Source organism: Mesorhizobium sp. M0040 (genome assembly GCF_040323505.1).
GTDB lineage: Bacteria > Pseudomonadota > Alphaproteobacteria > Rhizobiales > Rhizobiaceae > Mesorhizobium.
The window spans coordinates 45,096-59,304 of sequence record NZ_JAMYVA010000036.1 but is presented as its reverse complement, the minus strand read 5'-3'; the positions used below and the strand labels follow the sequence as shown (position 1 = coordinate 59,304).

13 protein-coding genes and 1 pseudogene are annotated in these 14,209 nt (G+C 61.7%); 7 read left to right on the top strand and 7 right to left on the bottom strand.

Annotated features, from left to right (window positions below; translation table 11 throughout):
* Positions 1-201 precede the first annotated feature (201 nt).
* The 5 genes from NKJ91_RS24520 to NKJ91_RS24500 all read right to left on the bottom strand — a co-directional run bounded on the left by NKJ91_RS24520 (position 202) and on the right by NKJ91_RS24500 (position 5,405).
* Positions 202-1,203, bottom strand: a complete 1,002-nt coding sequence (locus NKJ91_RS24520; RefSeq protein ID WP_502896672.1) for an ABC transporter substrate-binding protein — start codon at positions 1,201-1,203, stop codon at positions 202-204.
* A gap of 224 nt (positions 1,204-1,427) precedes the next feature.
* Positions 1,428-2,159: a histidine utilization transcriptional repressor HutC gene (gene hutC / locus NKJ91_RS24515; protein ID WP_352457599.1), complete on the bottom strand. Its 732-nt coding sequence runs from the start codon at positions 2,157-2,159 to the stop codon at positions 1,428-1,430.
* 31 nt (positions 2,160-2,190) lie between these two features.
* Positions 2,191-3,213 carry a zinc-dependent alcohol dehydrogenase gene (locus NKJ91_RS24510; protein WP_352457598.1) on the bottom strand — a complete coding sequence of 341 codons (1,023 nt, stop codon included), beginning with the start codon at positions 3,211-3,213 and terminating at the stop codon, positions 2,191-2,193.
* Between the two features lie 15 nt (positions 3,214-3,228).
* A complete protein-coding gene (hisD, locus tag NKJ91_RS24505; RefSeq protein WP_352457597.1) occupies positions 3,229-4,551 on the bottom strand; it encodes a histidinol dehydrogenase in 1,323 nt (440 codons plus the stop codon).
* Between the two features lie 80 nt (positions 4,552-4,631).
* Complete coding sequence (locus tag NKJ91_RS24500) at positions 4,632-5,405, bottom strand: SDR family NAD(P)-dependent oxidoreductase (RefSeq protein ID WP_352457596.1); 774 nt, start codon at positions 5,403-5,405, stop codon at positions 4,632-4,634.
* A gap of 198 nt (positions 5,406-5,603) precedes the next feature.
* Here NKJ91_RS24500 and NKJ91_RS24495 point away from each other — a divergent pair, with 198 nt between their 5' ends.
* From NKJ91_RS24495 to NKJ91_RS24485, 3 genes are all read left to right on the top strand, one after another.
* Complete coding sequence (locus NKJ91_RS24495; RefSeq protein WP_352457595.1) at positions 5,604-7,670, top strand: N,N-dimethylformamidase beta subunit family domain-containing protein; 2,067 nt, start codon at positions 5,604-5,606, stop codon at positions 7,668-7,670.
* Between the two features lie 315 nt (positions 7,671-7,985).
* Entirely contained in the window at positions 7,986-8,567 is a 582-nt protein-coding gene (locus tag NKJ91_RS24490; protein WP_352457594.1) for a dihydrofolate reductase family protein, read from the top strand.
* Positions 8,568-8,722: 155 nt separating this feature from the next.
* Positions 8,723-9,268 (top strand): dihydrofolate reductase family protein, encoded by a 546-nt coding sequence (locus NKJ91_RS24485; RefSeq protein ID WP_352457593.1) that lies wholly within the window; start codon positions 8,723-8,725, stop codon positions 9,266-9,268.
* Between the two features lie 139 nt (positions 9,269-9,407).
* Here the strand turns inward: NKJ91_RS24485 and NKJ91_RS24480 are convergent, their stop codons facing one another.
* Positions 9,408-9,995: an NAD(P)H-dependent oxidoreductase gene (locus NKJ91_RS24480; protein WP_352457602.1), complete on the bottom strand. Its 588-nt coding sequence runs from the start codon at positions 9,993-9,995 to the stop codon at positions 9,408-9,410.
* 207 nt (positions 9,996-10,202) lie between these two features.
* A complete protein-coding gene (locus NKJ91_RS24475) occupies positions 10,203-11,099 on the bottom strand; it encodes a LysR family transcriptional regulator (protein ID WP_352457592.1) in 897 nt (298 codons plus the stop codon).
* Positions 11,100-11,367: 268 nt separating this feature from the next.
* On the opposite strand from NKJ91_RS24475, the gene NKJ91_RS24470 reads away from it, so the two are divergent.
* The 4 genes and pseudogenes from NKJ91_RS24470 to NKJ91_RS24455 all read left to right on the top strand — a co-directional run bounded on the left by NKJ91_RS24470 (position 11,368) and on the right by NKJ91_RS24455 (position 14,209).
* Entirely contained in the window at positions 11,368-12,102 is a 735-nt protein-coding gene (locus NKJ91_RS24470) for an SDR family NAD(P)-dependent oxidoreductase (RefSeq protein ID WP_023676197.1), read from the top strand.
* A gap of 151 nt (positions 12,103-12,253) precedes the next feature.
* On the top strand, positions 12,254-12,853 hold the full coding sequence (locus tag NKJ91_RS24465) for an NADPH-dependent F420 reductase (protein WP_352457591.1): 600 nt from the start codon (positions 12,254-12,256) through the stop codon (positions 12,851-12,853).
* Positions 12,854-12,856: 3 nt separating this feature from the next.
* Positions 12,857-13,363: an SRPBCC domain-containing protein gene (locus tag NKJ91_RS24460; RefSeq protein WP_352457590.1), complete on the top strand. Its 507-nt coding sequence runs from the start codon at positions 12,857-12,859 to the stop codon at positions 13,361-13,363.
* 34 nt (positions 13,364-13,397) lie between these two features.
* Positions 13,398-14,209, top strand: a pseudogene (locus NKJ91_RS24455) (SDR family NAD(P)-dependent oxidoreductase).

Sequence of the window (14,209 nt, the reverse complement as noted above, 5' to 3'; positions counted from 1 at the left end):
CCCCCCCACCCAAGCCGCTGCCCGCAAAAACCCCCCACTCCCAGCACCAGTACCCGCGTGGGTGCGAGGGCGCCGCGCTGCCGGGCGGTTGGGCGACGGCGCATCGGCTGTTTGATCACCGGCCCCGGCGCTGCGTGAGACGGGCTTGGCTTGGTCGCACGCTGCTCGGACATTTGCGTCACCACCGCGAGCCGGCCCTCGTCATTTCGCGGCCTTGACGAATGACGGGTCGATCATCTGCTCCGGCGTCACGTCCGCCTGAAGCAGCCCGGCGTTCTTGGCGGCTGCCTCGACATCGGCGAATGTCTTGGTGGAAAATTCGCCCGTCAGCGCATCCTTGTTTTCGGCGAGAGTATAGTAACGCACGCCATCAAAGGCGGTGTTGAGGTCTTCGACGCTCGAACCGACTGCCTTGGAGATGATCGCCCGGCCGTCGGGCGTGTCGGCATTGTAAGCCTTCAGGGCCGCATCCCAGGTCTTGATCATGGCAAGCACCTGGCCGGGACGCGACTTGATCACCTCATCCCGCACCACGAACACGTCACTGATCAGGCCGGGATCTTCGCCTGCGGTGAAGAGCAGCTTGACGTCCTTGTTCTGTGCCCTGGCCGCGGTGAGATAAGGCTCATAGGTAACCGCGACCGGAACCTGGCCAGCGATCAACGCGCTGCCGGCATCCGCCGCCGGCATGGGAACCGGCTGGACATCGGCGATGGACATGCCGTTCTTGGCGAGCGCGTATTTGAGCAGGATGTCGCTCGTCGTGCCTTCCTCAAAAGCCACCTGTTTGCCCTTGAGGTCGGCGACGGAGGCGATGTCCTTGCCGGCGATCATGGCGTCCGCCGTCATGCTGACGTCGAGCAGAAGCACGATCTTCACCGGCAGGCCGGCCGCAACCATTCCCATAGCCGTGTGGGTCGCGATGTTGGCGGCATCGAGCTGGCCGCTCGCCAGGGCGGCGTTGATGTCCTTGTCCTCGGCGAAGTTCACGATCTGCACGTCGGACAGCCCGTTTGCCTTGAACAGACCTTTGGCTTCGGCGACGTGCCACTGGCCGTAGCCAAGCCATGGCTCGATGCCGATCTTGAATGTTCCTGCCTCAGGCGTCGCCGGAATTGTCGTGTCGGCCGCGCAGACCGCCGGGGCAAACCCGACGGCAGCAGCCATAACGAGTGCCCGAAATTGTCCTGCTAGGTTACGCATCATCTTGTTCCCCTTGATGATCAGGCCGCTTTTTTGAACCAAACATCCGGCCTGGTGAGAATGCGGGCTTCTGCTCTTGCGGCACCGTGCCTCGGCATCTTAGCTGTTCGTTCAACGAAAGTGCGACGACACTTCAACGTCAGCAACAGCGGATGTCAAGGCTAAATACATACATGCATATACAAGTTAGCCCCTCCTTCCGACTCTGATTCGCTTCACTGCGATCAGGGTTTTTTGGATGGAGAATATCGACTGCCAAGCGAGTAGCGGCTGCCAACGTAAGTCAGCTTACTGATCGTGGCAACGACGGCGCCCGTCCATGTCCGGCGATGCAGAAACAGGCAGCAGCTGCCGACGTCGATGCCCAGATACCGCGCCGTCTCGGCATCGGCAGGGGTCGCCGAGATGATATGCTCGACCTCCGTCACCGGGGTTTTCTGCATGAGATAGTCGTAGGTCGCTGTCCTGGAAAAATCCTGCTTGTCATAGTCGGGTATCAGGCCCGGGTTGACGAAGCGCTCTTCCAGTTGCACAGGCAGGTCGTTCTCGAAGTTGACGACGATGGAATGATAGACCGACACGCGCTTTGCAAACTCGAACGAAAGCGCGAGCTCCTTTGTCGGCATGATCTTTTCGAGGACGATAACCTCGGAGCGATGCCTGTTTCCCCGCGCGACAATTTCCGCCGCGATGTTGTTGATCTCGATCAGTGCGGATTGCGGTCGAGGTGGCGCGATGAATGTGCCGACGCCCTGGAGCCGGATCAGAAAACCCGCAGAGGTCAACTCCCGCAAGGCACGATGGACCGTCATCCGAGACACGCCGAGTGTCGCCACGAATTCATTTTCGGACGGCAGCTTGCGGTCCTTGCTCCATCGCCCCGTTCCGATGTTCGTCAGGATGTAGTCCTTGACCTTCTCGTAAAGAGGGCTGGCGGTGTCGGGCAAAGTGATCATTTCAAAAATCCTTTCCGGCAAGGTTCGGAAATCACACGCGCCCGGCAGACCGCATCCGGATGATTGTTTTCAAGCCGTCGCCCTGCCCCGCCAACAGCCGCTCATAGGCTGCGGGAACATCATCCAGGCCGATCTCGCGGTCGATCAGTTCGACCATGGGCTCGGTCAATTCGCCGAGCATCCGAATGGCGTCGGGAAGCTCATCGGCAAAGGCGTGGCATCCCAGCAATGCTATTTCGCGTTCAACCAGGATGTTGGGATCGATATCGAGGCGGCCATGGAATATGCCGACCATCGCAACGGTGCCGCCGGCATCGAGAACGCCGAGCAACTGGCCGAGTGCTGCGACGCTGCCGGTTGCTTCGACGGCAGCGAGCAAGGGGGCATCCGCGGTGGCGGCGGCAATGGCGTCCCGGTTCAAATCGACGATGCTGGCGCCGGTCACCCGCGCCACGCGGGCGCAGCGGCCAGGGTTGTGATCGGCGACGAGCACGGTATCTGCGAATGTCCGGGAAAGCAGCAGTGCGGCAAGCCCGCCGATAGTCCCGCAGCCGACGACAAGAACGGAGCCAGCCGTTTTCGGCAGACGCCGCACTGCGTGCAACGCTACAGCCAGCGGCTCGGCCATCGCCGCGACCCGTTCGTCAAGCGCGGCATCGATGGTATGCAAGAGGCGCGCGGGCAGGACCGCCTGTTCGGCAAATCCGCCGTCGCATATCTCGCCGACGAAGCCCAGCGACGTGCAAAGATGCCGCTTGCCTGCATGGCATTGCGCGCACTCTCCACACCAGAAACGGGAATCGGCGACCACTCGTTCGCCAAGAGCGACAGTGTCCACACCGTCGCCGATGGCGATCACCGTGCCTGTCAGCTCATGGCCAGCCGTCGAAGGCGATCGGCTTATCCATTGGCCCGTGCGGAAGTTGTGGAGATCGGAACCGCAAATGCCTGCGGCATCGACCCTCAGCTTCACCCAGCCTGGCTCGGGAGCGCCTGGCGCGGCGATATCCTCGACGCGCAAGTCGCCGGGTCCATGGAGTCGCGCCGCCCTCATCATCATCGTTTCCGCTCAGCCGGCGAGATAGCGATCGCGGATCTCCGAAACCGCGTTCTCATGCGAGCTGAATCCTTCGTAGCGGGCGAGCCTGCGGGCATGCAGGGCGAGTTCCGGATAGCCCGCCGAGGTCACATAGCCGACCGACGATCTCTTGACGAAATCCGTCACGGAAAGCGGTCCAAAGGTTCGCGCCCACCGGCTGGTCGGCAGCACCGCATTGGGTCCCAGGACGAAGTTGGCGAGGGTCACCGGCGTATGCGGACCCATGAGGATCTCGGCGGCTTCCGTGATACGTCCGAGATGCGCAAATGGCTCCGTTGACAGAATCTCGAGGTGCTCCGGCGCATAGTCGTTGATGAAGCGGTAGCTGTCCTCCAGCGACTCGGTCAGCACGATGCCGCCGCGCTTCCCAGTCAGCACCGCGCGTGAGAACTCCACACGCTGTTCGCTCATCCGGGACCAGTGTTCCGGTATCGCAATCAACGCGGCTTCGGCGACCTTGCGGCTGTGCGTCACTAGGTAGGCCGAGGAATCCGGCCCGTGCTCGGCCTCGATCAACAGGTCAAGAGCAGCCAGGCCGCCGTCGACGCTGTGATCGGCAAAAATGATCGCTTCGGACGGACCGGCAGGGAGGCCTGTGTTGATGATCGGGGACAACACGCTCTTTGCCGCCACCACCCACGGGCTCCCCGGCCCGACGATCTTGACGGCAGGCTTCACGGTCTCGGTCCCATAGGCGACGGCGGCGACCGCATGGGCGCCGCCGCACTTGTAGACGGTCTCCACGCCGGCGAGGCGGGCAGCAACCAGCGTCGCGGCGTCGACGGAACCATCCGAAGTCGCAGGCGTCACGATCGCGATCTGGGGAACCCCGGCAATCACCGCCGGAACCGAGGTCATCATCGTCACCGAGGGGAAGGCGCCTTTGCCGCGCGGAACATAAAGCGCGACCGAAGCAATCGGTGTGTATCGGTCTCCCGCATAGGCGCCCGGCCGAACTTCCTTGAGCCACATCGTTTCCGGGCGCTGCTCCTCGTGGAAATGCCGGATGTTCTCAATGCCGAACCGGATACTCTCCACGACATCCTTCTCGACCTTGTCGAATGCCGCGTCGAACTCCGCTTCCGAAACTTTCAGTCCACCGTCGGCAACATCGGCTTTGTCGAGCTCGCGTGCAAACCGGAGCAAGGCCGCGTCACCTTCATCCTTGACGGCCTGGATGATTGGACGGACCTTTTCGATGAAAGAAGACAGATCTCCTTCGGCGCGTTTCAGTAAACTGGCCCGCCGATCGACACTGAGGGATGACAGGCGGTGGAAGCTGACGTCAGACATGGCGGCTCCTTTTCTTAGAACGCAATTACGATTAGCGCTTGTCGATCACTTCTGGGACACGTCTCCGGCCCCCGAAGCCTTCAAATCGATGCGAGAAAGCCTCCATCCACGGGAATGGACTGGCCGGTTACGTAGGCTGCCGCATCCGAAGCGAGGAACACCGCGATTCCGTGCAGGTCCGAGAGATCACCAAAACGGCGCTGCGGAATCTTGGCGAGCATCGATTGCTGCCATGCCTCGTTGCTGTAGAACACGTCTGTCATCGCTGTCCTGAAATAGCCAGGCGCAATGGCGTTGACCCGGATCCCAAGATCGGCCCACTCCGCCGCAAGCGCCCGCGTCATGCCGAGGAGGCCTGATTTCGACGAGCCGTACGGCACCGCCGTGGGAATCCCGACCTCGGAGGTCAGCGAGCAGAGATTGATAATGACGCCGGGGCGTCCGGCGTCTCTCATCTGCCGCGCGGCGGCTTGGGCGCAGAAGAAGGCGCCTTTGAGATTCGTATCGACAATCCTGTCCCACAAGACCTCGTCGACATCGAGTGAAGGCCGGACCTCTTCCACCCCCGCATTGTTGACGAGAATATCGAGACCTCCGAGCAGGCTGCCGGCCTCGGCTGTCGCCGCCCGGCAGCGGTCGACATCGGTGACATCCAGGGCGATGGCATGCGCGACCCCGCCGGCGGTGCGGATGGCGGCCATCGTCTTCTCGAGCGAGGCCACGCTGCGCGCCGTGACCGCGACGTCGGCGCCGGCCGCGCTGAGCGCCTCGGCGATGCTGCGCCCGATGCCACGGCTTGCGCCGGTTACAAGCGCCTTCCTGCCTGACAGATCGAAGAGAGATGCGTTGCGCATGTCATCCTCCTTGGTAATGTCGCGCTTGGACCGATCGCGTCGAGACTATCCGAATGCAGCTTATCTATACAAGCATGTACATCATGGCTGTAGTGCGCCATGCGGAACTTTGCTTGTCAGAGCGGCAGCGCATTGGCCGACATCGGACCGGTCTACGCGGTTCGCCCCAGCCCATCTGGAGTTCATCGGGAGGGATAGATGAAGCGCGCAGTAGACCACGACGCGATGAGCGTGGTTGGCTACACCACCCCCTGGAGTGCCAAAGCAGGCCAGCGGATCAAGCTCAGCCTGTCATGCGATCGGCCGATAAAGGCCACACGAATTTGCCGGCTCGACAAGCCGGCTCCGGAATTTCTCGCCTGGCCCATCGAAACGATAGGTGAAGCACGGCATCGGCATTTCGACCAGGGGTCGTTCCTGTTCGTGCGAGCCGGCGAACTGGCCAAAGTACAAGCCGTCCACGGCATTCGTTTCGAGCTGTTCCTCACGCGCAACGAAGGTGCGCGCACGATCCTGGAGGCAGGCGCCCTCGGGCTGCGCCTCCGCGACGGCGCATTTGTCGTGGAAATCGGCGGCGAAACCCTTGTCGAGAAAAAGGCGCCAACTGGTGTGTGGCTCACCGTCGAGTTGGACCTGCGGCAGGAGCAGTTACGCCTGCGCATCAAATCCCATGACCGTCTCGCGCCTTACGAACTCCACGAAGGTTTTGCCAGCCCTGAGCGGACCCTCCAGGCGCACGACATCCATTTCGGCGCAAGCGCCACCAACCACGAACCTACCCTCAACGCGAAATTTGCTGCGATCCGACTCGACACCCCACAGGGGACCGTTGCCTGGGATTTCCCGACGCTGTTACCAACCCAGCCGATCCTGTCGTCGGGCGGACCAGATCCGTTGCTCCTCGACGTGATCAATCAGCCAGCCTTCTGCGTGACTTCGGCACGCTGGGACGGATCGAGCTTCGAGCCTCGCTTCGTGCCGTCGCACTACGACGCTATCCATTGCCACGACGACGACATCGGCCCGCTTGCATGGCCGGCATCGCACCGCGTGACGATCCCCGAAAACGCACACCCAGGCGTCTACGCGTTCCAGGTCGAATGGGAGGGTGGCTACGAACGCGTGGTGTTCTTCGTCACCTCTTCACAGGTTTCGTCGCCGCTGTTGTATCTCGTGCCGACGGCCACCTATCTCGCTTATGCGGACGAATATCTCCCGGATCATCTTTATGAATGGAAAGGCGACGACCGGGGACATCGCTTCGCGATCGCCAACAATCTGAAATCCCTTTACGACTACCATTCCGACCTTAGCGGTGTTTCCATCTGCTCCTACAAAAAGCCGAAAGTGACGCTCAGGGACGATTACGATTATCCGCTCTGCGGCTGCCCACACAACCTGCCGGTCGATCTGCATTTCCTCCGATTCTGCCACGACAATGGAATCGTGTTTGACGTCATGACCGATCACGATTTGCACGAATGCGGCATAGACGGTTTGCGTCGACATCAAGCCGTCGTCACCGGCAGTCATCCCGAATATATGTCGATCGAGATGGAGCAGGCGCTGCGGCAGTTTGTGGCCGAAGGCGGCAGCATCGCCTATCTCGGCGGTAACGGCTTTGCTGCCACTGTGGCTTTCAAGGACGATCTGATGGAGTTGCGGCGCTCGCCGTTGGAGGCCGGCCGAACCTGGGACGGCCCGGTCGCCGAACAGGCGCTGTCGATCACCAACGAACCAGGCGGCTATCTCCGCTGCCGCGGCCGAGGCGAATTCTCGCTGATCGGCAGTGCAATCTCATTGATGGGTTTCGATGGCGCACACCCCTTCACGCGCACTGAGGAAAGCCATGAAGCAGGATGCGCATGGCTGTTCGAAGGCGTTGAAAATGCGACCTTCGGCACCGACGGCATGGTGCTGGGCGGTGCCGCGGGCTACGAAGTGGATGCGACGGATCCAGCCCTCGGCACTTCCGCTGACACCGTCGTGATCGCGCGGGCGACGGGATTTCCCGACAGCTTCTTCCAGGATCCGACGCGCTGGTATGAGGGCGGGGATACGCAACGCATCGCCCGCCGCTGCGCCGAAATGACCCTGCGAAAGCTCGCAGCAGGCGGCTTGATCTTTTCCGCAAGCTCGGTTGCCTGGTGCGGCGCGCTGCCAGCCGCAGGCGCCATGAACGATGTCGGCAGGATCACGCTCAATCTGCTTACCCGCCTCGGCGCCACGGAAGGAGAACCCGGCCGGGAAAAATCGACAAGCTGATTGGCGCCGTTACGGAAAGCCCCGTATCCGGTTTTGGGAATCAAATCAGTCGGCGTGCACCGGCTTCGTCTCACATGCCTCTCGCCACCTGGCGGACGGCAGTTGCCTCAGCCGCAACCTTCAGGTGCGCTGCTTTGACAAACGGCGCTGAACCAGAATTTGGCGCGGCATCAACGACACCCTCGCCGACTAGGCAAGCAAGCTCGGTATCCCTTCTTCGGCGGCGTGCAAGCGTTGTCGGACTATCCCGCAACGAATTGTCGGAACTGACCGATCTGGCCCGTCCTTCGGTCTCACCAGCGCAAGGAAGAAGCGATGAGAGACCTGATCTTGAAGATGTCCATATCGATCGACGGCTTCGTGAGTGCCCTGGATGGCCGAAACACATGGATGTTCGGCGCCGATCAAGAGGCGAAGGCCCGGGGCGTAGAGTTCATATGGAACTCGAGCCTGCACATCATGGGCAGCCGCAGCTTCCGTGACATGGCCGCCTGGTGGCCGACCTCCTGCGAGCAGTTCGCGGCGCCGATGAACCAGATCCCCAAGGCCGTCTTCTCACGACGGGGACCGGAGATCCTGAGGGAGGTGAGCAAGTCGGCGGCGCTCGATGAGGCTCGCGCCGTCAACGCGGGAACCGGACAGCCGGCGAAGTTGCAGCCCGGTGGTGAAAGTTGGGCGGAGGCCTATGTGGCGAGCGGTGACTTGGCGGAGGAAGTCGCGAAGTTGAAAGCCCAAGAGGGCAAGCCGATCATCGCCCACGGCGGAGTGAGCTTCGCCCGCAGTCTCGTCGCCCAAGGACTGGTCGACCAGCTCGCCCTGATGGTGGCCCCGTGGCGCTGGGCAAAGGCCTGCCGCTGTTCTCCGAACTCGCCGCGCCGATGTCTCTCAAGCTGGTGAGCTCGAAAGCCTTTCCGGGGGGCGCAGTGGCGCAGATTTATCGGCCAATGTGAACACGTCAGAGAATGTGTGCAGCCATCGAACCGACGAAGTAAGGGCGAGGTATAAATGAATGCGATCCCTTCGGATCGTCGTCGATCGATAGGAGCCTGTGCATGGCGAAGCTTGTGTTCGGAATGATGCAGTCGCTCGACGGCTATGTCGCTGGCGCCGAGGGCGGGCCCGGGCTGCCGATGCCGGGCGAGGCGCTCCATCGCCACTTCAACGCCCATGTGCGCGGGATCGCCGGCAGCCTCTACGGCCGGCGCATGTACGAGGTAATGCGCTATTGGGACGAGGATCAGCCGGGACAGGACCAGGTCGGGCGCGACTTTGCGGCGGCCTGGCGGGCGCAGCCGAAATGGGTCGTCTCTCGCACCCTGAAGTCGGTCGGGCCGAACGCCACGCTGGTGGACGACGATCTCAAAGGGTTCGTTAGGGCGCTTAAAGCCGAACACGAGGGCGAGATCGAAGTGGCCGGACCGGAGCTTGCGGGTAGTCTGACCGAGCTTGGCCTTATCGATGAGTACCGGCTCTACTTCCGTCCCATCGTGCTTGGTCGCGGCAAGCCATTCTTCGCCGGCCCCCGGCCACCACTGCGTCTCGTGGCCAGCGACCGGGTTGGCGAGGACGCGATCAGGTTGACGTACGTTCCCGCCTGATCACAACTACCGATGCTGACGCTTTCGGCGCGTATGCGCGTACATACCGATAAGGGCAGCGGTCACGAGCCGCGCTGTCCCCACGGGCATTGCTCTACCTGCGCCCTTCAAGGAAAAGGAGCATTGTGATGGGGCTTAGCTATAGACGCTGAAGCATTGATCTAATGCGATTTATCGCAGCATCGACACCTTGCCTAGGCAGACTTTCAACCTTGTAAAATGAAAGGAACGTAAGCGAGGCTTGAGGAGCACAGGTATTCAGAATAGCTGTCTTGAGAACACGCCGCACTGGCCGCCTGAGGCTCAGCCAATCGACCCACCAAGGTGAGCCCAAAGTTGTTATTGCAACCACCTTCCTTAACTGGCGAAGTCGCGGTTGTATGGCACCAAGATCGGCTGCGTGATCGTATGCAATACCAGGCACCCATACCCTGTCGAACCAGCCCTTCAATATAGCTGGAGGTCCGAACCACCACGTGGGAAAAATCAAGACGATAGTCTCGGCCCAGAGAAGATCCTCAATCTCTTTAGCTACCTCTGTAGTCTCGAATCCGGAATAGTAGCTCGCGCGCTCCGCCGGTGTAAGAGCCGGGAAGAAGCCAGATCGATACAGATCAACATGTCGGCACTGGTGCTTCGCATCCATCAGGGTGTCGATAGCTGCGTTCGAAAGCGTTTGGCAAAGGCTTGGATTGAGTGGATGAGCCGTGACAATCAAACATCGCATACTAATATTTGAATCCTCCCCAATTTGGTTGCGCTGCGCGTCATCATTCGTGCGGCGCGGTGCTCGGGCAAAGCTTCTCATACCAATCATGGATTTCGAAATAGCTGTACGCGCCACAGTCTTCAAAGAGCAATTGTTTTTCAACGCCGAGAATGGCCCTTCTACAGCGGTACGCTCGAGACAGCGCCATCGGTGACCTGCCAGGCGTCAGTCGCGCGATATGGACAGCCCCGCGAGAAGCGGCGCGTACGCGGCGAGCCTGTGGGATACGAACTCCGTGAAGAGCCGCACGCGCTTCGTCTTGCGTGTCTCCCCCTGTGTGAGAAGCCAGAGCGTTCCGTACATGTGCAGCTCGGTGCCCGGCACCCTCACCAGTAGGGGGTCGGCATCGCCGACGAAGCAGGGCAGTGTCGTGATACCGAGCCCTTGCCGTACAGCAACGATCTGCGCCTCGGCGTCCGTGGTCCTGAAGGGAACCCCCGTGGTGCGAACCTCACCCTCGCTGGCCCATTCCGGAATTCCATGAATGCTTATGACGATCCACCGGATGGGATCAGGCGCGCCCGCACGCCACGCGGCTAGTCGATCGCAGGACATGTAGATGCCGCCGAACAGTTCCGGTCCCTTCAGGCCGTGAAGATTGAGCGGCAGGGTTTTGCGGTCGTAGACGACGCGGATCGCGACGTCGGCCTCTCGGTTGGTCAGATTTGCCAGCTCGCCGGACGACAAGATTTCCATCTCGATGTCCGGATGCAGACGCGCGAAATCAGCGAAGTCCGGCATGAGCAGGTGTGTCGCGAGGGGTGGTGCCAGCGTCACCCGCAGAAGCCCGCGCACGCTCTGGTCGCGCCCGAAGACGCGCGTCTCCAGCAGGTGCGACGACACTTCCATCTGGTCCGCGAACTCGAGGACCTCCTCGCCCGCAGCCGTCAGGCGGTAGCCCGAAGGCAGCTTTTCGAACATCTGCACCCCGAGGCGTTCCTCGAGCTGGGCGACACGTCGCAGCACGGTCGAGTGGTTCACACCGAGGCGCTCGGCGGCGGCCCGCACCGAGCCTCCGCGCGCGACGGCAAGAAAGTAGCGAACGTCATCCCAGTCGATCATGGTGCAATCCGGCACCGCGCGGTGCGCCTTCCAAAGCCCGTATCTAACACATCGAACAGCAGTACGGGCGGTCATCATAGCCTATGTCGACGAGCGCGCCTCAATTCCGAACGGCGGACGCCGATCGTCGCGGCTGGCGTCAGTCGTCCAGCCGGATCGATTTCGCACCACCGATGTGCGCGCTTCCGCACTCAACAACTGACGCCGGCGGACCCATTTCGAGGTTCTCGGAGGCAGATGCCGTCCCGACACCACGAAAGGAGAAGTCATGGGAAAGCTTGAGGGTAAGGTTGCAGTCATCACGGGTGGATCGAGCGGCATGGCGCTGGCGAGCGCCAAGCGGTTCGTTGAAGAAGGCGCCTATGTTTTCATCACGGGCCGGAGACAGGAGGCGCTCGACGAGGCCGTCAAGCTGATCGGCCGGAACGTGACCGGCGTGCGCGGCGACGCGGCCAATCTCGACGACCTCGACCGCCTGTTCGATACAGTCAAGCGGGAAAAGGGCAGGATCGACGTCCTGTACGCGAGCGCCGGCACGGGCGAAGCCGTTCCACTGGGCGAGATTACCGAGCAGCACTTCGATGCGGCCTTCGGCCTGAATACGCGCGGCACGCTGTTTACGGTTCAGAAGGCGTTGCCGCTGTTCAACGATGGCGGATCGATCTTCATGACCGGGTCAGTTGCTTCGGTGAAAGGTTTTCCTGGTTACAGCGTGTATGCGGCGAGCAAGGCGGCGCTGCACGCATTCGCACGCGGGTGGCTCAACGAACTCAAGGGCAGGAATATCCGGGTGAACGTGCTGCACCCGGGGCCGATCGCCACACCGATGCAGGACCAAGTTCTCACCGAGGAGGCGAAGCAGATGTTCGAATCCCTGATCCCGCGGGGAAAGATGGGGCGTCCTGAGGAAATTGCGACGGCCGCGCTGTTTCTTGCTTCCGACGATTCGAGCTTCGTGAATGGGGTGGAGTTGTCCGTCGATGGCGGCTTCTCGGCCATCTGAAATCGCGCCGGATCGCGGGAAGCGGCTGATCGGCGGGAACTAGCGTGTCCATGGTGGAACGACCACGCAAAGGTCGCCACACAGCGGAACGAATAACCCAGCGCCGTTGAAGGCCGGGGAAATCAATACCAGCACGGATCGGAGAAGCATTATGAGCTACGCAATTGTAGGATTCGGTAAGATAGGCCAGGCCCTCGCCCGCGCCTTCGCCCGTAAAAACATCGACGTGGCCGTCGCGAGCCGCCGGCCGCCCGAGGCGTTGGCGCCGCAGGCTCGGGCGATTGGACCCACGGTCGTCGCCAAGTCGCTGCGGGATGCACTCGAGGCCGACACAATCATCTTGGCGGTCCCGTTCGGGGAGCATCGCGAGGTTGCGAAGGCTCTGCCGAGCTGGGAAGGCAAGACAGTCATCGACGCGATGAACGCGTTTCCAGTGCCTGAAGAGCTGGACGGTCTCCCGTCCTCCGCCTTCGTCGCGAAGGCGTTCACCGCCGCCAAATTCGTCAAAGGTTTCAATCACCTGGTTGCGGCCACCCTGGCTGCCGATCCGATCGTCGAGGGCGGGCACCGGGTCGTCTTTCTGTCGAGCGACGACGAGGACGCGATCGCTCCCGTGGCGGCCTTGGCCAAACAACTCGGGTTCGCACCCGTCAAGCTGGGAAAGCTCAACGAGGGTGGCGCGCTGGTGCACGCACGCGGCCGCACTTGGGGCCAGCTCATCTTCCAGGATTTGTTCAAGAAGGAGCAGTAATCGATGTACGACCATGTGACTTGGCCCGAGCGATATGATCCGAAAACGTCGGCCATCTACGCACTCAACGACATTGACGTGAAGGCGCCGCCTGAAGCGGTCTGGAAGCTGCTCGTCGAAGCCGAGAATTGGTCGAGCTACTTTCCCGCCGAGGATCAGGTCAAGATTCTGACGGGGGAGCCGGAACTGGCGCTCGGAACGCGATACAGCCGTGTGACGGTTGGATTTCCGATGAGTCTGGTCGTGACGGAATGCGAGCCCCTTCGCAGGCTCGCATGGGCGACGACAGTTGATGGCGACGAGACCGGCTCAAGCGCATACCATGGCTGGGTCATCACGCCTACGGACCATGGCTGCCATGTGCTGACCGAGGAAACGCAGCAGGGCCCCTTCTTCCTCGATGAGCTCGGGCGCAAACATCCCGGCGCACTCTACCGGTATCACCAAGACTGGGTCGAAAGCCTCGCCCGCGCAGCGGAGGCGGAAACAGCGAAGACGACAGTGGATTGATTGCGCTTCCTATTTAATTTTGGAGATGAATGAGATGAATATCGAACTCAAAGGCCGCAAGGCCATCGTTACCGGATCCACCGCCGGTATCGGCCGCGCGACGGCGGAGGGGTTGGCGCGGGCCGGTGCATCGGTCGTCGTCAACGGCCGTGGAAACGCTCGGGTCGATGAGGCGGTGCGGCAGCTGCGGCAGGCCTTCCCCGGCAGCGACATCTCGGGTATCGCCGCTGATCTTGCGACAGCGGAGGGGGCAAAGGCCTTGATCGCGCATGCGCCGGACGCCGATATCCTTGTGAACAACGTCGGTACAGCACACATCCGGAGCTACAACGGCGTCGAGGATATCGCAAATATCCCCGATGAGGACTGGCTTGACCTCTTCCAGTTGAACGTAATGAGTGGCGTGCGCGCGAGCCGTCATTACCTGCCGCGGATGGTGGCGAAAGGCTGGGGCCGCGTCGTGTTCATAAGTAGCGAATCCGCAGTCAACATCCCTAAGGAAATGCTCGACTATGGCATGACCAAGACCGCTCAACTCGCGGTCTCACGCGGGCTTGCCGAGGCGGTCGCGGGCACGGGCTCACCGTCAACGCCGTCCTGCCGGGACCTACCCGCTCTGAGATCCTGGGCAACTTCATGGCGAAACAGGCTGACGCAAATGGAATCACGCAGCACGAAGCCGAGCAGGGATTCCTGCAGGCGATGCGTCCGACGAGCCTCATCCACCGCTTCGCGACCACCGATGAGGTGGCCAACATGATCATCTACACATGCTCGGAGCAGGCTTCGGCGACCACCGGCGCGGCTTTGCGGGTGGATGGTGGCGTGGTCCGCTTCGTCGCGTAG